This window comes from Lentzea sp. HUAS12, from assembly GCF_024125735.1.
Lineage (GTDB): Bacteria > Actinomycetota > Actinomycetes > Mycobacteriales > Pseudonocardiaceae > Lentzea > Lentzea albida.
Window position 1 is genome coordinate 8,903,131 of record NZ_CP099738.1, and the last position, 18,640, is coordinate 8,921,770.

Below are 18,640 nucleotides of genomic sequence, written 5' to 3' on the forward strand. Positions count from 1 at the left end.
CGAGCAGGACCGGGCAGGTGTCAGACCGCCGCGGCGAACTGCGCCGGGTGCAGGCGGGTGAGCGCCCCGTCCTCGCGCGGTGCCGTCACGGCCGGAGCGCGGGTTAGTGTGGGGCCGTGGGCAACGACATCTCCTTTCCGCGCCAGCAGGCGCGCACCCAGCGGTTCACCGTCGGCGCACCGAGGACGTTCGCGGTGTCGGCTGACGGCGCACGTGTCTTCTTCCTCCGCCCTGCCACGGCCGCCGGTCGTGCGAACGGCCTCTGGGAGTTGAACACCTCCACCGGAACCGAACGTCTGCTCGCCGACCCGGCGACGCTGCTGTCGGACCCGGAGGATCTGCCCGCGGAGGAGAGGGCGCGCCGGGAGCGCACGCGCGAGTCGGGAGCCGGCCTCGTCGGCTACTCGCTCTCGCGGGACGCCTCGGTGGCCGCGTTCGCGCTGTCCGGCCGTCTGTTCGTCGCCGACCTGATGAGCGGTGACGTCCGCGAGTTGCCGACCGAGGGCGGGGTCATCGACCCGCGCGTCGACCCGACGGGCGAGCGCGTCGCGTACGTCACGCGCGGCACGTTGCGGGTGGTCGAGCTGGAGTCGGGCGAGGACTACGCCGTCGCCGTGCCGGACGGCGAGGACGTGACGTTCGGCCTCGCCGAGTTCATCGCGGCCGAGGAGATGTCGCGCTACCGCGGTTACTGGTGGGAGCCGGGCGGCAAGCGGCTCATCGCCGCGCGCGTGGACAACTCCCCGGTGCAGCGCTGGTACATCGCGGACCCGGCGAACCCCGCCACCGCCGCCACCGAGATCGCCTACCCCGCGGCGGGCACGCAGAACGCCGCCGTGTCGCTGCACGTCGTGTCGCTCGACGGCACCTTCGTCCCGGTGCTGCTCGAGTTCGACTACCTCAACGACGTGCACTGGTCGTCCGGTGGTGCCCCGCTGATCACCACGCAGACCCGCGACCAGCGCACCCGCACGATCCACACCCTGGCCCCCGACACGGGCGCCGTCACCGAGCTCGCGACCGAGACCGACCCGGTGTGGCTCGAGGTGAGCGACGGCGCTCCGGCCTGGACCCCCGACGGGCGCCTCGTGCGGATCGTGGGCTCCGGCGACGAGTACGCGTTGCAGGTCGGCGACGACGTCCTGACGTCCGGTCTGCAGGTGCGCCGGGTCCTCGACATCGGCGACGACTCGATCCTCGTCGCCGCCTCCGCCGACGACCCGACGCAGACGCACGTCTACTCGGTCGGCGCCGAGACCACCCGGCTGTCCTCTGAGGACGGTGTGCACGCCGCGGTCCGGGGCGGTGACACGGTTGTGCTCGTGTCGGCCACTTTGGACTGGTTCGGAGCGAAGGTGCGCGTGGGCGACCACGTGATCGAGTCGTGGGCGGACACGCCGGTCATCACGGCGTCCCCGCGCATGCTGACCCTCGGCGAACGCGGCCTCCGCGCCGCGCTCCTGCTGCCGACCGGCCACGTGCCCGGCACCAAGCTCCCGGTGCTGCTGGACCCGTACGGCGGCCCGCACGCCCAGCGCGTCGTGTCGGCCCAGAACGCCTTCCTGGCCTCGCAGTGGCTCGCGGACCAGGGTTTCGCGGTGCTGGTCGCCGACGGCCGCGGCACCCCCGGCCGCGGCCTCGCGTGGGAGCGCGCGATCGCGTTCGACTTCGCCGGCGCCACCCTCGAGGACCAGGTGGACGCACTCGAAGCGGCCGCCGCGGTCGAGCCCGACCTCGATCTGACGCGCGTGGCGATCCGGGGCTGGTCCTACGGCGGCTACCTGAGCGCATTGGCCGTGCTGCGCCGCCCGGACGTCTTCCACGCGGGCATCGCCGGCGCCCCGGTCACCGACTGGCGCCTCTACGACACCCACTACACCGAGCGCTACCTCGGCCACCCGGACGCCGAGCCCGAGGTCTACGACCGCAACTCGCTCATCGACGACGCGGACAAGCTCTCCCGCCCGCTGATGATCGTCCACGGCCTGGCCGACGACAACGTGGTGGCCGCACACACGCTGCGCCTGTCCAGCGCACTGCTCGCCGCGGGCCGCCCGCACACCGTGCTGCCGCTCTCGGGCGTCACGCACATGACGCCGCAGGAGCAGGTGGCGGAGAACCTCCTGCTGTTGCAGGTCGACTTCCTGAAGCAGTCGCTGGCGTAGCGACCGCAACGAAAAGGGGCGCTTCCCGCGAAACGGGAAGCGCCCCTTTCTCGTGCCTCGGTCAGGCCAGCGACTGCCGCACCCGGTACGGCGGGATGCTGTTGCCCAGCAACGCCAGGTCGTCGATCGACTCGGGCTGGTACCCGGCCGTCTTCAACCGCTCGACCATCAGCGCGGTCGGGTCCTCGACGACGTCCGCGCGGCCGAACAGGTACGCCCACTCGTGCTCGTCCGAGCCGTAGTACGCGACCGTCTCGAACACCTCGTTGAACCGCTGCCACGAGCGGATCAGCGTGGTGTTGCGCCACATCGTCTGGCACCCGGACTGGTTGACGACGACGCCCCCGGGACGCAGCAGCGCCTTGCACATGCGCAGGAAGTCCGCGCCGTACAGGCGGTTGTGCTGCGCCTCCTCCTCGCGCTCGTCGGGCAGGTCCACCAGCACGATGTCGTACTTCTCCGACGTCGTGCGGATGTACTCGAACCCGTCGATGTACTGCACGCGGACCGGGCCGTCACCCTTCTCCGCGGCGGCCAGCTCCTCGATCGTGTAGCCGTACGGGAGGTGCTCCGCGCACAGCTTCACGGCCTGCTCGTCGATGTCGATGTGGTCGACGACGGTCGCACCGTGCTGAACGGCCATCTGGCACACGACGCCCTCGGAGGAGCCGATGACCAGCACGCGCTCGACGGTGTCGGCCAGCAGCAGCGCCGGCACCATCAGGGCCTCGTGGTAGGTCAGCTGGCTGAACTCCGTCGACTGGCGGTCGTTGTCGCAGAAGAGCGACAACCCCTGGGCCGTGCGGGCGATCACCAGGTGCTGGAAGTCGGTCTTGGTGTCGACCAGCACCTCGTCCACCTGCCAGTGGCGGGTCATGCCCTCGGCAAGAGGCTCGTTGATGGTGTTCACGCGACATGCTCCTTGACGCCACGAGTGACGAGATCCGTGCTCACATGAGCAGCGCCCAGGGCGTCAGCGAGTAGCTGGACGGCCAGCGCGGGTTTCGCACGAGTACCGCAGGTGAACACGTCGACGAACACCGAACCCACTTCGGGGTACGTGTGGATCGAGGCATGGGATTCCGACAGCAGGGCCAGCACGGTGACTCCTTGGGGATCGAACTTCTTGGAGATCACCTCCAGCACGGTTGCGTCGGCCTGCGTGAGAACCTCACCGAGGGCGTGCTTGAGGAACTGCTCGTCATCGAGCAGATCGGCACTCACACCCGAAAGCTCTGCAAGTACGTGCTGTCCCGCGAACAAACCGACGGTCTCCTCGGTCTGACAGGGCGCTTCGGACATCAATCACTCCAAACTATGTGATGTGCAAACGGTCTTAGATGCAGTACGTGGCCAACGGCGGGAAGCCGTTGAAGCACACGGACGAATAGGAGGAGGTGTAGGCGCCGGCGTGGAGGATGTCCACGTGGTCGCCCGCCTGCAGGTCGAGCGGCAGGTCGTAGCGGGTGTGCTGGTAGATCACGTCGTCCGCGTCGCACGTGGGACCGGCCAGCACGACCGGTCCGGCGGGACCGCCGTCGCGCGAGGTCCGCAACCGGTACGCGATCGCCTCGCCCTCGGTCTCGGCGAGACCCTGGTAGCGGCCGATGTCGACGTAGACCCACCGGCGTTCGTCCGAATAGGACTTCCGCGACACCAGCACGACCGACGAACGGATCATCCCGGCCTCGGCGGAGATCGCCCGGCCCGGCTCGATCATCACCCTGGGACGCACGGCACCGAAGTGTCGCGCGAGCGAAGCCTCGATGGCAGAGGCGAAGGACTCCAGTGACGGCGTGGACTCCTGGTACACGGCGGGAAGCCCGCCACCCAGGTTCACCGTCGTGGTCTCGATGCCCTCCGCGCGCAGCTTGGCGGCGATCAGGGCGGCGTCGGCGATGCCGGTGTCCCAGCCCTCGACGGAGAGTTGTTGCGAGCCCGCGTGGAACGCGACTCCGAGAGGAACGAGTCCCAACCCGTGCGCGAGCCGCAAGAGGTCCGTCGCCATCTCGGGATCGCAACCGAACTTGTTGCCGAACGGGTACGTGGAACCCTTGCTGTGGACGAGGATCCGCACCAGCACGGACGAACCGGGCGCGTGCTCGGCGACGAACCGGACGTCCTGCTCGCTGTCCGACACGAACATCCGCACGCCGCGCGAGTACGCGTACGCGATGTCGACGGCCTTCTTGATGGGGTTGCTGTAGGAGATCGACGACGGCGCGGCGCCACGCGCCAGGCACAGGTCGATCTCCGCGGGCGACGCCACGTCGAACCGCGCACCCTCCGCGACCAGCGTGCCGACGACCTCGGACTCCGGGTTCGACTTGACCGCGTAGAAGATGTCGACGGCCGGCATGGCCGCGTGAATTGCCTGGTAGCGCGCGCGAATCGTCTCGAGGTCGATCACCAGACACGGTGTCGACGGGTTCTCCTGGTCCAGGAAACGCCGAATACGAGCCTCTGCCTCGTTGCGCCGATCAACGGCGAAGCTCTCGGTCATTTCCCCAGGGGTCCCCCTTCATCCGCCTCGCGTTCCGCACGCGGGCACGGCCGTCCACTCTACGGCCTGAACACCCGAAGTGCGCAAGCCAGTCCAGGCGAGTGTGATTTAGCCAGCAGAACGCAGCTCGATCATCGTGATGTCCGGCGGGGCGCCCACGCGCACCGGCGGACCCCAGAAACCCGCGCCACGACTGGTGTAGAGCCACGTGTCGTCCACCTTCGACAACCCCGCGGTGCTGGGCTGCTGCAGCGGCACGAACAAGTTGAACGGCACCATCTGTCCGCCGTGTGTATGACCGGACAACTGGAGGTCGACGCCGTGCGAAGACGCGTCGGTGACCAGCACGGGCTGGTGTGACAACAGGACGACGGGGTTGTTCGGATCGCGTTTCGACAGCGCGCGGCCGAAGTCCGGCCCGTCGTCGTAGGACCTGCCGGTGACGTCGTTCACGCCCACGACGTCGATGCCGCCGGCGACGGTCAAACCCTCGTTGCGCAACGGGTTCACGCCGAGCCTGTCGAGCTCCGCGATCCACTGCTCGTGACCGGAGAAGTACTCGTGGTTGCCCGTCACGAAGAAGCTGCCGTGCTTGGACACCAGGTCCCGCAGCGGCGCGGCGGCCTCGCCCAGCTCCGCGACGGTGCCGTCGACCAGGTCACCGACGATCGCGACGAGGTCGGCCTCCTGTTCGTTGATCATCCGCACGATCCGCTCGGTGTGCGAACGCCCGAGCAGCGGGCCGAGGTGGATGTCGCTCACGACCGCGATCCGGAAGCCCGACAGCGACGACCGCAGCTTGTCGAGCGTCACCGGCACGTTCAGCAGCTGCGGGGCGCCCAGCGCCTGCGTCATGCCGTACCCGACGACGCCGCTCGCCGCGATGCCCGACCCGATCGCCACCGAGCGCGCGATGAACAGCCGCCGCGACGGGTCCGGCACGACCTCGACCGGTTCGACCGGCTCGGGACCGGCGCCCACGGCCACCGGCGCGGCCGCGACGCGCCTGAGCAGGATCCGGCGCGGGATCTCGGCGATCCCGAGCGCGATCGCCAGGTAGAAGAGCACGGCGAGCCAGACGAACCCCGGCCAGGCGAAGAACTTCCCGTACTCCGGCGGCACCCTGCGCGTGACGACCAGAGCGCTCATCAGCACGAGGAACGCGGCGACGATCGCCACGGTGCCGATCCGGCGTCCGGCGGTGCGCGGGAGCGTGGTGTCCACGACCAGCCGCCGCCACAGGTACAAATGGCCCAGCGCGACGGGTACGCCGAGGAGCAAAAGGAAAATCACGACATCAGTATGCGTTTCGCGAACTCGTGCAACCCGCCAGGCCCCAGGTGGCGTGAGTAACCCGGCACCGCAGATAGGGGGAAACCTGATGAGTGATCGGGACGCCGCGTTCCAGGAGTACTTCGCGGCCCGTTCCGACGCCATGCGCGGCACGGCATACCTGCTGTGCGGCGACTGGCATCGCGCGGAAGACCTCGTGCAGCAGGCCTTCACCAAGCTGTACCTGGCCTGGCGCAGGATCGAGCGGCACGAGGCGCTGGACGCCTACACCAGGCAGATCGTGGTGCGGACGTTCCTGTCCGAGCGACGGCGCGGGTGGTTCCGGTTCGAGTCGGCGAGTGACGACCTGACCGACTCGGCCGCTCCACCGGGCTCCTACCCCGAGGAGCGCATGGTGTTGCTGGAGGCGCTGGCGAAGGTGCCTCCGAAGCAACGTGCGTGCCTCGTCCTGCGGTACTGGGAGGACATGTCCGTCGAGCAGACGGCCGCCGTCCTCAAGTGTTCGGAAGGAACCGTGAAGAGCCAGGCCGCGCGGGGGCTGCAGACGCTGCGTGGCCTGCTCTCGGAGCAGGAGAGGGTTCGATGAACGAAGAGGACCTCAAGCGAGCTTTCCAGGACGTGGTGGTGGCGAGCAGCCCGCCGCCGTCGATGGATCCGGGCAACGCGCTCGCCAGGGCGCACAAGGCCCGGTCGAGGCGGAGGGCGTCGATCACGGGAGCCGTGGTCGCCGTGCTGGTGGTCGGCGTCGGCCTCGGGTCGGCGTTCGCGCTGAACCCGCAGGGCGCGAAGGAGTACATGACGGGAGCCGGTCCGAGCAGCTCCAGTTCGGGTGTGCCCGACACGCAGTGGGGCGAGCAGTGGCCGGTCGGGCAGACCGACCGGACGGCCACCAGCGGCCCGCAGGCCGACCGCGGCACGCAGCTGCTGGAGCTGGCGAAGGCGTCCGTGCCGGCTGGGTACGACACCCCCGACCTGCAGTACAAGGACCCGGGTTTCCGCAGCGGCATGCTCCGCGGCCAGGCGCAGGTCTCGTCGGACAAGGGCGAGACGCCGGAGGTCTGGGAGTACACGGCGTACGTGCCGGTGCGGAAGGGGGACAAGGTCGGCAAGCTCACGGTGCGTGTGACCACGCCGAACCCGGAGGACCCGGCCGAGCCGTGCGCGATCCTCAAGCGGCCTGGGGGCGGCTCCGGCAACTGCAAGACCTACGAGGTCGCCGGGAAGCAGGTCGCGACCCTCGCGTCGATGAGCGGGCCCGGCCAGCCAGCCTCGACCTGGGCGTCCTACCGGGCGGCCAACGGCTGGACGGTGACGGTCGGGCAGGAGGAGGAGTACGCCCACAGCGACTATCCGAAGCTGGACGCGCAGCCGTTCTTCACCCCGCAGCTCGCGGAGCTGGCGGCTGATCCGAAGTTCCTGCTCGGCAGCTGAGTTCTCGTTCCACCCGGAGGGCGGTCACGATCTGTGGCCGCTCTCTCTCGTTGCTCCCATCGGGTGTTTTGCCAGGTAGAGTGCCGTCCGCAATGCGGACTCTGCTCATCGACAACTACGACTCGTTCACGTTCAACCTCTTCCAGCACCTGGCGGAGGTGAACGGCGCCGAGCCCGTGGTCGTCCACAACGACGACCCGCGGTTCCGGCTGTCCACGCTGCGGTCGTTCGACCACGTGGTGATCTCCCCCGGCCCCGGCCGGCCCGGCAACCCCGCCGACTTCGGCCTCTGCCGCGCGGTGATCGACCACGCCGAGATCCCGTTGCTCGGCGTGTGCCTCGGGCATCAGGGCCTGTGCCTGTCGTACGGCGCTGTGGTGGGGCCGGCGCCCGTACCGCGTCATGGAATTATTTCGCCAATAACGCACAAAGGCATTGATCTTTTCGCCGGATTGCCGTCACCGATGGAAGTCGTTCGGTATCACTCGCTCGCCGTCACGGATCTGCCTCCTTCATTGGAAGCGATCGCGTGGAGCGACGATTCCGTTCTCATGGGCGTGCGCGCTCTCGACCGGCCCGCGTGGGGTGTGCAGTTCCACCCGGAGTCGATCTGCACGGAGTTCGGCCGCGAGATGCTCGCGAACTTCGCCGCGCTGACCCCGACGCGCACGGCCGCCGTGCCGGAACCGGTGCTGGTTCGCCCAACGCCTCAGAAGCGCCCTGTGCACGTGCGGAAGCTCGCCGTGGCCGTCGACGCGGAGCAGGCGTTCGCGGCACTCCACGGGGCGTCTGAGACGGCGTTCTGGCTGGACAGCGGCTCCGGCGGGCGGTTCTCCTTCCTGGGGGACGCCTCGGGGCCTCTCGCGCGCTTCGCGCAGTACCGCGTGCAGGACCAGGTGCTCACGCTCGACGGCACACCGAGGCATTGCCCGTCCTTCTTCAGTTGGCTGGACGACGACCTCGGGGAGTGGGCCGTCGAGCAGCCCGACGTGCCGTTCGACTTCGCCCTGGGATGGGTGGGCTACCTCGGCTACGAGCTCAAGGCGGAGTGCGGCGGCGACTTCGCCCACCGCGCCGAGCAGCCCGACGCGTCGTTCGTCTTCGCCGACCGCGCCGTGGTCGTCGATCACGCGGAGGATTGCGTCTATTTGCTCTCGCTGTCCGACGACAACTGGTTCGACGAGGTTTCGGTCGTTCTGGTCGCGCTGACGCCTTTGGCCGAACCTTCCCGGCCGGTCGTGTCGGACGTGACGTTGAGACATCCCCGCGCGCACTACCTGAAGCTGATCGGCGCCTGCCAGGAAGCGATCACGGCGGGGGAGACGTACGAAGCATGTCTGACGAACATGATGTCGTGGCGTGCCTCGATCGACCCGTGGGACACTTATCGGCTGCTTCGCGCCGCAAATCCCGTTCCGTTCGGGGCGTTGCTGCGTTTCGGTGACCTGTCCGTGCTCAGCACGTCACCCGAACGATTTATGAGGGTGGACCGAGATGGCGTCGTGGAGTCGTCGCCGATCAAGGGGACGCGCCCGCGCGGTGTTGATGCGGCGGACGACGAGATGTTGCGCACAACGTTGGCGCGTTCTGTCAAGGACCGCGCCGAGAACCTGATGATCGTGGACCTCGTCCGCAACGATCTCGGCACCTGCGCGGAAGTGGGTTCGGTCGAGGTGACGCGGTTGTTCGACGTCGAGACCTACGCGACCGTGCACCAATTGGTGAGCACCGTGCGCGCCCGACTTCGGCCGGGCAGTTCTGCCGTCCGTTGTGTTCGGGCCGCGTTTCCCGGTGGTTCCATGACCGGTGCGCCGAAGATCCGCACCATGCAGATCCTTGATGGGTTGGAAGCTGGTCCACGCGGGGTGTACTCGGGAGCGCTGGGTTACTTCTCGCTCAACGGAGCCGCCGACTTCAGCATCGTCATCCGAACGCTGGTCCGCAACGGCGAACGGGTGAGTTTCGGTGTGGGCGGAGCGGTCATCTCGCTGTCCGACCCTGACGAGGAATTCGAGGAGACAGCGGTCAAGGCCGCCGCGGTGTCACGCCTGTTCGGAGCGCACTTTCCCGGCCGTTGATCCCGCGTTCCGGGGATAGTGTGAACGAACCGGGACGTGTTAGATCTTTGGGGTTTAACACGTCGGCCGGCACCCCGGCCGACGTGTGGAAACCTCGAGCGTTCGCCCAGGTCAGGAGGCGTGCGCTTCCTGGAACTGCACGACCAGGTTCTGCGGAATGCGGCCGCGGTCCGAGATCTGGTGCCCCTGCGCGCGGGCCCAGTCGCGAATGCGCTGCGCCTCAGCCTTGTCGGTGGCCTTGACCGTGGACTTGCCGGTGCCCTTGCGCTGCTTGCGGCCACCCGCACGACGGGCCTTGCCGACGAAGTCCGCCAGCGACTCGCGAAGCCGCTCCGCATTTCCCTTCGACAGGTCGATGGCGTACTCGACACCGTCAAGTGCGAAGGTCACGGTCTCGTCGGCTTCTCCGCCGTCGAGGTCGTCGATGAGTTGGACGACGGTCTGCTGTGCCACTGTTCCTCCGTTGGGTACTCACATAGCACGCGGATCCTCGACGTAACCACGTGCTTCGACAACACCATAGTCCACATGACGAAAAACGGCGAACCTTTCGCGGCTAAAATGTGACCCCAACCGCCCGGTCGGGGCATTTACCCGGTAAACCGCACGGGTGTTATGGGTCCAAAATGTGCTGCTAGTCGTCGTACTCCGACCCGTTGCTGGGCTTGCCGGACGCTTCCCCATTCCCGCTGACGGAGCAGTCGTTGCACATAACGCACCCCCATCCGGTGCGGGTATCCTCGACATACCCGCCAGGGGTAGGGAAGGTCAGGGGCCGATGCACGGGTACACCGCGGACAAGGACGCATACCTCAAGCGACTGCGCCGCATCGAGGGACAGATCCGCGGCCTCCAGCGCATGGTCGAGAACGACGAATACTGCATCGACGTCCTCACCCAGATCTCCGCGGCCACGAAGGCGCTGCAGGCGGTCTCGCTGGGCTTGCTCGACGAGCACCTGAAGCATTGTGTGGCGCAGGCCGCGGCGGAAGGCGGCCCGGTGGCCGAGGAGAAGCTCGCGGAGGCCTCCGCCGCGATCGGGCGACTCGTTAAGTCGTAAGAGGTCCGGAAAACGCCACGGGCGAGGCCGGGTTCGCGCATTCCGCGAACTGGACCTCGCCCGAAGATCGTGCCCCCGGTGCGACTCGAACGCACACTGGACGGATTTTGAGTCCGCTGCCTCTGCCGATTGGGCTACGGGGGCGTAGCAGGGTGAACTCTAGCGGATCACCCCAACCGGTTTGTCCCGGGGGCGGCGTCGTCCGGCCCCCGTCGCCGCTGCCGGCCGCATCCACAGTGGAGCCTTTTGCTCGTTCCGGGCGCGTCCTGTGACGCCCGTTGACAGCCAATACTGGTTTGCACCAGTATTGGCTCTACTTCGGCTGACCAGGGGGAGTGGGCATGGCGGGAGTGCATCTGCGGGTCGACAACCGGTTGATCCACGGCCAGGTGACCGTCGCGTGGACCGGGGGGTTGCGCGTGCGGAGGCTGGTCGTGTGCAACGACGAGGTCGCCGGTGACGAACTGCAGCGGATGTTGCTCCCGCAGGCGGCGAGGGGGCTGCCGACCGAGGTGCTCACCGTCGCCGAGGTGGTGGAACGCGTCTGGGGAGAGGACGTGATGCTGATAGCCAAGCATCCGGCCGACGCGTTCCGCCTCGTCGAGGGCGGGGTGCGGCCAGAGGTGGTGAACGTCGGGAACGTCGCACCCCGCCCCGGTGAGCGGTACACGATGGTGACGAGGTCGATCGCCGTGACCGCCGAGGACGCGCAGGGGTACCGCCGGCTCGCCGCCGAGGGGATTCCCGTTGTCGCGCAGATGATGCCGCGGGACAAGGCCGCCGACTTCACCGCGCTGCTCGACAAGAAGGGGCTGTAGGCGCAGATGCTCGTGGCACTGGCTTTGACGCTGTGGGCCGTCATCTGCACCTACGACGTGCTGGGGCCTTTTCTGATTTTCGCGGGCCGTCCGCTCGTCGCCGGGTCGGTGGCGGGGCTCATCACGGGCGACCCGTTGCTGGGCATGGCGATCGGCGCGACGCTGGAACTGGTGGCACTGGGGGTGTACCAGTACGGCGGCGCGACGATCCCGGACTACCAGACCGGGGCCATCGTCGGCACCGCGCTCGCCGGCAGTGCGGCGGGGCCTCTCAGCGCTCAGGTCGCGGTCGGGATCGCGGTGGCGCTGCCCGCCGCCGTGTTGCTGGCCGCGCTGGACCCGGTCGGCAAGATGATCACGACGGGGCTGGTGCACCGGGCCGACCACTACGCGGCGTCGGGGGACGCGCGGGGGCTGGCCCGGATCCACTGGCTCGGGCTCGTGCCGTGGTGCGGGGTCCGGGCGGTGCCGACGTTCCTGGCCGCGCTGACCGCCTCGAGCGGTGTGGTCGAGGACCTGACGCGGGGGATTCCCGCCGGGTTCGTGAACGGCATGACGCTCGCCGGGTCGTTGCTGCCCGCGGTCGGGTTCGCGTTGCTGCTGTCGATGATGCAGCTGTCGCGGTACTGGTACCTGTTGCTCATCGGGTTCGTCGCGTTCGCCTACGTGGACGTCCCGGTGCTCGGCATCGCGCTGCTGGGCGTCGCGATCGCGTTCCTGGTCGTCGGCCGGAGCGAGCCGGTGCCCGTGGTCGCCGCGGAAGAACCGTCCGAAGTGGACCGCGTGCTGACCGAGCAGGACCTGAAGAAGGCCTACCGCAGGTACTTCTGGTCCAGCCAGGTGTCGTGGAACTACGAGCGGATGCAGGGGCTCGGGTTCGCGTACGCCATGGAACCCGTGCTGCGCAGGCTCTACCCGGACGCGCACGAGTACGCCCAGGGCCTCCAGCGGCACATGCAGTTCTTCAACACCTCGGTGCTGGTCGGCGGGCCGTTGATCCTCGGGTCGGCGATCGCGATGGAGGAGGCGCGGTCGCCGCAGTCCGCCGAAAGCACCAAGGTCGCGTTGATGGGGCCGCTGGCCGGCATCGGTGACACGCTCGTCTTCGCGCTGTACAACAGCATCATCTTCACCATCGGCGCCTCGCTCGCGCTGCAGGGCAACTGGCTCGGTCCCGTGTTCGCGATGGTCATGGTGCTCGTCCCGTACGCGCTGGTGCGCCGCTGGCAGTTCCGCCTCGCCTACCGCGAGGGCAAGAGGCTCGTCGCCCGCTTCGCCGTCGGCACGCTCGACCGGCTGTCCCGGGGTGCGACCGTGCTCGGGTTCGTCGTGCTCGGCGGGTTCATCCCGTTGAGCGTCAAGGTCGTCACGACGCTGACGTACCGGCAGACCACGACGGTCAACGGCGAGCCCGTCACGCAGACCGTGCCGATCCAGGACCGCCTCGACGACCTGCTGCCCCACCTGCTTCCCGTGCTCGTCACCGCCGCCGCGTACCTGCTGCTGGTCAAGGCCAGACTGAAGCCCGTGGTGGTGATCGGCGTCGTCGTCGTGGTGGGCGTCGCGCTGGGCTGGTTCGGCTGGTTCGCGCCCGCCGCCCCCAAGAGTTAGGAACGAGCGATGATCATCCCCGTCCTGCTGGCCGGGCACGGTGCGCTGCCGTCCGGTGCCGCCGACGCCGCCGAGTTCGTCGTCGGACCGCAGTCCCGGCTCCTGGTTTGTGAGCTCGGCCCGGCGGAAAGTCCTGACTCGTACGGGGAACGGCTCGCGGACCTCGTCGGTGACGCCCCGGAGGTGCTCGTGCTGGCCGACCTCCCCGGAGGCACTCCCGCCAACGCCGCGAAGCTCTTCGCGGCGCGCCGGACGGGCGTGCGGATCGTGACCGGTCTCAACCTGCCGATGCTGCTGGAGGTGCTGGTGCGCGACGGGGACGTGGACGAGCTGGCGGCGTTCGCCCAGACAGCGGGAAAGGGCGGGGTTCTGACCGAACCGGTGCTGAGCCGATGACCCTCCTGCTCGCGGCCGGTCGCACGGTGATCACCCCGGGATCCGGCCACCCGATGGGCGGCTACCTCGCCAGGGAGGGCGTCGCCTGCGGCGTGCACGACGACCTGGAGGCCACTCTGGTCTGGCTGTCCACAGAGGACGACCCGGGCGTGGTGTGGGTGACGCTCGACGCGCTCGCCACGGACGTCTCGCTGACCCGCGCGCTGGCCGCCGTGGTCGCCCAGGAAACGGGGGTCCCCACCGGCCGCGTGCTGGTGTGCGCGTCGCACACCCACTCCGCGCCGGACGGGTGGACCGGGTCGATCCACCCCGGCATGCCCGCGCAGCGCGAACCCGAGCTCGTGAGCAGGCTGACCGAGCGGATCGGGGCGGCGGCGCGCCAGATCTGTCCACAGAGGACTCCGGTGCTCGCTCGCTGGCACGAGGGCGCGGCGGCCCGCGTCGGCGCCAACCGCCACCGGCAGGACGGCCCGCACGACGACTCGGTGGGCGTCCTGACGTTGCACCACCTCGACGGCACCCCGGCGGCGTTGCTCTTCGACTACGCCAGCCACCCGACCGTGCTGGGCGCCGACAACCTCGCCTGGTCGGCGGACTGGCCGGGCGCCACCCGCAGGGAACTGGCCGGGCTCGCCCCGGTGGTCGCGTTCCTGCAGGGCGCGGCGGGCGACGCCAGCTCGCGGTTCGTCCGGCGCGCCCAAGGGCACGCCGAGGTCTCCGCACTCGGCGGCAGGCTCGCCGAGTCGATCACGCGCCTGCTGCCGTCCGGTCAGCCGGTCGGGGAACCGCTCCGGCTGACGCGCACGGTCCTGCGGATGCCCCACCGCGCGCTGCCGTCGCAGGCCGAGTGCCGGCGGTTGCGCGAGGGTGCCGAACGCGGGTGGCGAAAGTTGTTGCCCTGCGACGAGAGCGACCCGGCCGTCCGCGTCGCGCGCACCCGGTACGAGGGGACGCTGATGCTCAGCACTCTGGCCGCCGCCGGCCTGGACGGGGACGCGGAGGTGCCCGTGACCGTCGTGTCGCTCGGTGAGGTCGCCTGGCTGCACACGCCGTTCGAGCTGTTCTCGTCGATCGGTCTGCGCATCAAGGCCGCCAGCCCGTTCGCGCACACGAGGGTGATCGGCTACACCGACGGCTACGCGGGTTACCTGCCCGATCAGGACGCCTACCGCGAGGGGCTCTACGAGTCCTACATCGCGCTGGTGGAACAGGGTGCGGCGGACGTGCTCGTGGAGCGTTGCACCGAGCTGTTACGCGCTCACCGCGACCGGCGCGCGGTGGTGAACACGGTGTAGCGGTCGGCCCGGTAGAGCGACCGCCCCGCCTCGATCACCTGGCCGTCCGCGGCGTGCAGCGTGCCCTTGAGGACGAGGCACGGCTGGGTCGGCTCGATCTCCAGCAACGCGGCGTCCTGCGGTGGGGGCAGCACGGCACTGATGGCCGTGTCATTCCAATCCGGCACCACGCCGAACCGTTCTTCGAGCGTCTTGTGCAACGAGTTCGCGGACCAGTCGAATGCGTCGATGCCGGGAAAAAGATCGAGCGAGAGGTTTGTGCGCTCCAACGCGAATGGCTCGTCATCGACCAGTCGGAGTCTTTCCAGGCGGAAAACCGGCGCACCCGGAGGAATGTTCAGGCGCCCGGCGATCTCGGCACCCGCGGATTCCACCAGAGCGAGCAGCACCTTCGTTCCCGGCGCGGAGCCGCGCGCCCTGATGTCCTCGGTGAACGACGTGAGCATGTCGATCTGCGTGGGCGGACGCTCCGCCGTGAAGGTGGCGTTGCCGTGCTGGCGGTACAGCAGCCCGTCGGCGACGAGTCGATTGACCACCAATCGAACCGTGCTCCTGGAGATCTGGTAGTGCTCGGCCAGAAAACGTTCCGACGGAATCAGCCTGCCCGGCCCCGCCTCGACCGCGACGTTCTCCAGGATCTCCCTGAGCTGGTCGCCCTTCGGGCGGTCAGGAGCCAACGCGTCCGGGAATTCCAGATCGTCCGCGGGAACATGCTTGGAGCGGGGCACAGTGCCATTATGCCCGAGTGATCAGGTAAATGGTTCCGGGCCGGCGACTCCACGAGCACGGGTCAAGACCGAACGATCGGTGTCGGTCGTGCGCGCAGGGCGCTACGATCATGGCGGTTGGATGAACGTGTGGGGGAGTCCCTCGTGTTACGGAAGTCCTTGGCTTTTCTGCTGGTTCTTTTCGCGTGTGCGTGCGGGTCGGAAAGTCCGCCCCTTCCCGCGACGCCTCCTGTGCAGGTGCGTCAGCCGACGTTGGTCAAGGACGTCCAGGGCGAGCTGTCGGCCGTGGTGCGCAAGGTGATCGACGGCCGGACGATCGAGCTCGACACCGGTGAGCGAGTCCAGGTCTCGTCGCTGGCGCCGCCCGCCACCTGCTGGGCGGCCTCTGCGCGCACGTTCGCCGAGAAGCGGTTGCTGGCCAAGACGGTCCGCGTCACCACGGTTACCCCGGGCGAGGTGCACGTCCGGCTGGAGGACGACACCGACTACGCGTCGCTCGCCGTGCGGGAGGGGGCGTTGCGGGCCCAGACCGCGGCCAGTGCGCTCGCCGATGCCGAGAAGGGCGCCGAGCGCGAGGACCGAGGCCTGTGGGGCGCGCCCTGCAACGGCAAGGACACGTCGTCGTCGGCGGCACCGACGACCACGACGGCTCCGTCCTCCTCACCACCCGCCGAGTCGTCGAAGGCCGCGGCCACGACCACGACGGCGCCACCCGTGGTCACGCCCACCGCGGCGGCGGCCACGTGCACGGTCGCCTACCGGGTCGACAACCAGTGGCAGGGCGGCTTCCAGGGCCGGGTCACCATCAGGAACAACGGCGCGTCCGCGATCAACGGCTGGACGCTGAGGTGGTCGTTCGCCGACGGCCAGACCGTGCGCGAGGTGTGGAACGCGACGGCGTCCCAGCGCAACGGCACCGTGAGCGTGACCGGCGTCGACCAGGCGAGGACGATCCCGGCCCGCGGCGAGGTGACCATCGGTTTCATCGGGGCGTTCCGCGACCGCAACACCAACCCGGCCGCGTTCACGCTGAACGAGGCCACCTGCACGACGGGCTGACTGTTGGACTGGGGGTGAGCCGTGCGGGTAGTGCCGCTGCACGTCGAGGTCGACCACGCCCTGGGCGGCCGCTGGACCTCGCTGCGCGCGGCAGACCGCGAGTGGCTGTGGCACAGGGCCGATCCCGCGCGTGCCGAGGTGGTGCCGGGGTCCGCGTTCGTCGACGCGGGCGGTCTGGAGGAGTGCGTCCCGACGGTGCGCGGCCTGCCCGACCACGGCGACGCCTGGAGCAGGCCGTGGCACCGGACCGGCGTGGACTGCCCCGACTTCACGCTCACCCGCGTGCTCGCCTCCGACGGCGGCGCGGTCGTCGCCGACTACGAGCTGACCGCCGAGCCCGGCTACCGCTTCGTCTGGGCGGCGCACGCCCTCCTCGACGTCAGCGCGTCCGCCCGCCTGGACGCCCCACCCGGCACCCCAGTGCTGATCACGGACCCGCAACCGCTGCGGCGCGAGTGGCCGGCGGGCCTCGCCTCGCTCGGCCCCGACGACGGAACGGCGATCGGCGCGGTGCTGGAACGCGGCCAGATCCGCGTGGTCGACGGCGACCAGCAGCTGGACCTGCGCGTCGAGTGCGACGACCAGCCCGTGTCGATCGCGTTGTGGCGCAACCTGCGCGGCTGGCCGGAAGACGACCCGTACCGCAGCGTCGGCGTGGAACCCATGCTCGGCCGCACCTTCGACCGCGCCGACACCACCCGCCCGGTGGCGGTCGTGCCCGCCTCGGGTGCGGTGCGCTGGCGCCTGACGATCACCGCCCTCGCAGGGGAAACGGCATGACCGCCGTGCTCGCACTCGGCGAGACCATGGGGGTGTTCCGCGCCACCGGCCCGTTCCGCCTCGGAGGCACCGGCGAGCTCACTGTGTCCAAAGGGGACGCGAGTCCGTCCCTGCTGTGAGCTGATCTGCCCACAGCAGAGAAGGCGGCGCACTCCCTGCGCCGACCGGCATCGTCGGTGCCATGACGAACAGCGAGAAGCTCTTCAGCCCAGGGCTGCGAGAACGGTTCTTCGGCCAGCGGGTGCTGATCCTCGACGGCGCCCTCGACGACGACAACGGCACGGTGCTGGCGACGCAGATGTTGTCGCTGGCGAGCGAGGACCCGCGGCAGGACATCGCGTTGTGGATCAACTCGCCGGGTGGGTCGGTGCCGTCGATGCTGGCGATCCGCGACGTGATGCGGCTGGTGCCGTGCGACGTGGCGACGCTGGCGCTCGGACTCGCCTGCAGTGCCGGGCAGTTCCTGCTGTCGGCGGGGACGCCGGGCAAGCGCTTCGCGTTGCCGCACGCGCGGATCCTGATGCACCAGGGGAGTGCGGGCATCGGCGGCTCGGCCGTCGAGGTGGAGGTGCAGGCCGACGACCTGCGCCACACCAGGGACACCGTGCTCGGGCTGATCGCGGCCGACACCGGGCAGCCGTTCGACCGGATCTTCACCGACTCGCTGCACGACAGGTGGTTCACCACCGAGCAGGCGCGCGAGTACGGGTTCATCGACCACGTCGTCAGCGACCTGGGCCAGGTCGTCCCCGTCCGCATGCACAAGCTGGGACTGCACTCGGGAGCCGTCGCATGAGCACCTACACCATCCCCAACGTCATCACGCGGGACGCGCGCGGCGAACGGGTCATGGACGTCTACTCGCACCTTTTGTCCGAGCGGATCGTCTACCTCGGCACCGGGATCGACTCGGGCGTCGCCAACGCGCTGATCGCGCAGCTGTTCCACCTCGAGGCCGACAACCCCGACCTCGAGATCAACCTCTACATCAACTGCGAGGGCGGCGACCCCTCGGCGATGCTCGCGCTCTACGACACCATGCGCTACATCAAGGCGCCGGTCGCCACGACCTGCGTGGGGCAAGCGGTTGCGGCGGGTGCGGTGCTGCTGGCCGCGGGCGCGGAGGGACGCCGGTCCGTGCTGCCGCACTCCAGGGTCGTGCTGCACCAGCCGGCGGCGCAGGGGCGGGGCACGATCCCGGACCTCATCCTCGCGGCGGACGAGGTGGTGCGGGTGCGCACGCAGCTGGAGGCGATCCTGGCGCGGCACACCGGCCGGACCGTGGCCGAACTGCGCCACGACACGGACCGGGACCGCGTGTTCGACGCGGCGGGCGCGGTGGAGTACGGGCTGGTGGACCGGGTGCTGGACCAGCGGGCGTGAGCGGGTGGCGAACGGTCCGGTCACGACCGGACCGCTTCAG

At 69.4% G+C, this 18,640-nt stretch carries 20 protein-coding genes and 1 tRNA gene; 14 read left to right on the forward strand and 7 right to left on the reverse strand.

Going from position 1 to position 18,640, the window contains the following annotated elements:
- Positions 1 to 116: 116 nt before the first annotated feature.
- On the forward strand, positions 117 to 2,165 hold the full coding sequence (locus ND450_RS41840) for a S9 family peptidase (protein WP_253323524.1): 2,049 nt from the start codon (positions 117 to 119) through the stop codon (positions 2,163 to 2,165).
- A gap of 61 nt (positions 2,166 to 2,226) precedes the next feature.
- Here ND450_RS41840 and ND450_RS41845 read toward each other — a convergent pair whose 3' ends face one another.
- The 4 genes from ND450_RS41845 to ND450_RS41860 all read right to left on the reverse strand — a co-directional run bounded on the left by ND450_RS41845 (position 2,227) and on the right by ND450_RS41860 (position 5,961).
- The gene (locus ND450_RS41845) at positions 2,227 to 3,042 is read right to left on the reverse strand and encodes a spermidine synthase (protein WP_253328139.1); all 816 of its coding nucleotides are present in this window, start codon (positions 3,040 to 3,042) and stop codon (positions 2,227 to 2,229) included.
- A gap of 29 nt (positions 3,043 to 3,071) precedes the next feature.
- Positions 3,072 to 3,467: an adenosylmethionine decarboxylase gene (speD, locus tag ND450_RS41850; RefSeq protein ID WP_030476957.1), complete on the reverse strand. Its 396-nt coding sequence runs from the start codon at positions 3,465 to 3,467 to the stop codon at positions 3,072 to 3,074.
- A 34-nt stretch (positions 3,468 to 3,501) separates the two neighbouring features.
- Positions 3,502 to 4,668 (reverse strand): type III PLP-dependent enzyme, encoded by a 1,167-nt coding sequence (locus ND450_RS41855; RefSeq protein WP_253323525.1) that lies wholly within the window; start codon positions 4,666 to 4,668, stop codon positions 3,502 to 3,504.
- 108 nt (positions 4,669 to 4,776) lie between these two features.
- Positions 4,777 to 5,961: a metallophosphoesterase gene (locus ND450_RS41860; RefSeq protein WP_371927570.1), complete on the reverse strand. Its 1,185-nt coding sequence runs from the start codon at positions 5,959 to 5,961 to the stop codon at positions 4,777 to 4,779.
- 88 nt (positions 5,962 to 6,049) lie between these two features.
- On the opposite strand from ND450_RS41860, the gene ND450_RS41865 reads away from it, so the two are divergent.
- From ND450_RS41865 to pabB, 3 genes are all read left to right on the forward strand, one after another.
- Complete coding sequence (locus ND450_RS41865; RefSeq protein WP_253323526.1) at positions 6,050 to 6,547, forward strand: SigE family RNA polymerase sigma factor; 498 nt, start codon at positions 6,050 to 6,052, stop codon at positions 6,545 to 6,547.
- Positions 6,544 to 7,392: a hypothetical protein gene (locus ND450_RS41870; protein WP_253323527.1), complete on the forward strand. Its 849-nt coding sequence runs from the start codon at positions 6,544 to 6,546 to the stop codon at positions 7,390 to 7,392. Before ND450_RS41865 ends, ND450_RS41870 begins: the two co-directional genes overlap by 4 nt.
- A gap of 92 nt (positions 7,393 to 7,484) precedes the next feature.
- Complete coding sequence (gene pabB, locus ND450_RS41875) at positions 7,485 to 9,470, forward strand: aminodeoxychorismate synthase component I (RefSeq protein ID WP_253323528.1); 1,986 nt, start codon at positions 7,485 to 7,487, stop codon at positions 9,468 to 9,470.
- Between the two features lie 111 nt (positions 9,471 to 9,581).
- Here pabB and ND450_RS41880 read toward each other — a convergent pair whose 3' ends face one another.
- Positions 9,582 to 9,923, reverse strand: coding sequence for an Lsr2 family protein (locus tag ND450_RS41880; protein WP_030476951.1), 342 nt, complete (start codon positions 9,921 to 9,923; stop codon positions 9,582 to 9,584).
- A gap of 325 nt (positions 9,924 to 10,248) precedes the next feature.
- Between ND450_RS41880 and ND450_RS41885 the strand changes: the two genes are divergently transcribed.
- Positions 10,249 to 10,530 carry a metal-sensitive transcriptional regulator gene (locus tag ND450_RS41885; protein ID WP_030466675.1) on the forward strand — a complete coding sequence of 94 codons (282 nt, stop codon included), beginning with the start codon at positions 10,249 to 10,251 and terminating at the stop codon, positions 10,528 to 10,530.
- 70 nt (positions 10,531 to 10,600) lie between these two features.
- Here the strand turns inward: ND450_RS41885 and ND450_RS41890 are convergent.
- A tRNA-Leu gene (locus ND450_RS41890) sits at positions 10,601 to 10,674 on the reverse strand.
- 197 nt (positions 10,675 to 10,871) lie between these two features.
- On the opposite strand from ND450_RS41890, the gene ND450_RS41895 reads away from it, so the two are divergent.
- Genes ND450_RS41895 through ND450_RS41910 form a run of 4 tightly spaced genes read left to right on the forward strand, consistent with a single transcriptional unit; the run spans position 10,872 to position 14,650 of the window.
- Entirely contained in the window at positions 10,872 to 11,348 is a 477-nt protein-coding gene (locus tag ND450_RS41895) for a PTS sugar transporter subunit IIB (RefSeq protein ID WP_253323529.1), read from the forward strand.
- Positions 11,349 to 11,354: 6 nt separating this feature from the next.
- Positions 11,355 to 12,959, forward strand: a complete 1,605-nt coding sequence (locus ND450_RS41900) for a PTS system mannose/fructose/sorbose family transporter subunit IID (protein ID WP_253323530.1) — start codon at positions 11,355 to 11,357, stop codon at positions 12,957 to 12,959.
- 9 nt (positions 12,960 to 12,968) lie between these two features.
- Positions 12,969 to 13,355, forward strand: a complete 387-nt coding sequence (locus tag ND450_RS41905) for a PTS sugar transporter subunit IIA (RefSeq protein WP_253323531.1) — start codon at positions 12,969 to 12,971, stop codon at positions 13,353 to 13,355.
- A complete protein-coding gene (locus ND450_RS41910) occupies positions 13,352 to 14,650 on the forward strand; it encodes a hypothetical protein (RefSeq protein WP_253323532.1) in 1,299 nt (432 codons plus the stop codon). Before ND450_RS41905 ends, ND450_RS41910 begins: the two co-directional genes overlap by 4 nt.
- Here ND450_RS41910 and ND450_RS41915 read toward each other — a convergent pair.
- Positions 14,614 to 15,378 (reverse strand): GntR family transcriptional regulator, encoded by a 765-nt coding sequence (locus ND450_RS41915; protein ID WP_253323533.1) that lies wholly within the window; start codon positions 15,376 to 15,378, stop codon positions 14,614 to 14,616. The genes ND450_RS41910 and ND450_RS41915 overlap by 37 nt on opposite strands.
- A gap of 237 nt (positions 15,379 to 15,615) precedes the next feature.
- Here ND450_RS41915 and ND450_RS41920 point away from each other — a divergent pair, with 237 nt between their 5' ends.
- From ND450_RS41920 to ND450_RS41935, 5 genes are all read left to right on the forward strand, one after another.
- The gene (locus ND450_RS41920) at positions 15,616 to 16,437 is read left to right on the forward strand and encodes a cellulose binding domain-containing protein (RefSeq protein WP_253323534.1); all 822 of its coding nucleotides are present in this window, start codon (positions 15,616 to 15,618) and stop codon (positions 16,435 to 16,437) included.
- A 21-nt stretch (positions 16,438 to 16,458) separates the two neighbouring features.
- Positions 16,459 to 17,217 carry a hypothetical protein gene (locus ND450_RS41925; RefSeq protein ID WP_253323535.1) on the forward strand — a complete coding sequence of 253 codons (759 nt, stop codon included), beginning with the start codon at positions 16,459 to 16,461 and terminating at the stop codon, positions 17,215 to 17,217.
- A complete protein-coding gene (locus tag ND450_RS45830; RefSeq protein WP_256557394.1) occupies positions 17,214 to 17,336 on the forward strand; it encodes a hypothetical protein in 123 nt (40 codons plus the stop codon). Before ND450_RS41925 ends, ND450_RS45830 begins: the two co-directional genes overlap by 4 nt.
- A 62-nt stretch (positions 17,337 to 17,398) precedes the next feature.
- Positions 17,399 to 18,013 carry a ClpP family protease gene (locus ND450_RS41930; RefSeq protein ID WP_191302723.1) on the forward strand — a complete coding sequence of 205 codons (615 nt, stop codon included), beginning with the start codon at positions 17,399 to 17,401 and terminating at the stop codon, positions 18,011 to 18,013.
- Positions 18,010 to 18,600, forward strand: coding sequence for a ClpP family protease (locus ND450_RS41935; protein ID WP_089917037.1), 591 nt, complete (start codon positions 18,010 to 18,012; stop codon positions 18,598 to 18,600). The genes ND450_RS41930 and ND450_RS41935 overlap by 4 nt, the downstream gene beginning before the upstream one ends.
- Positions 18,601 to 18,640 lie beyond the last annotated feature (40 nt).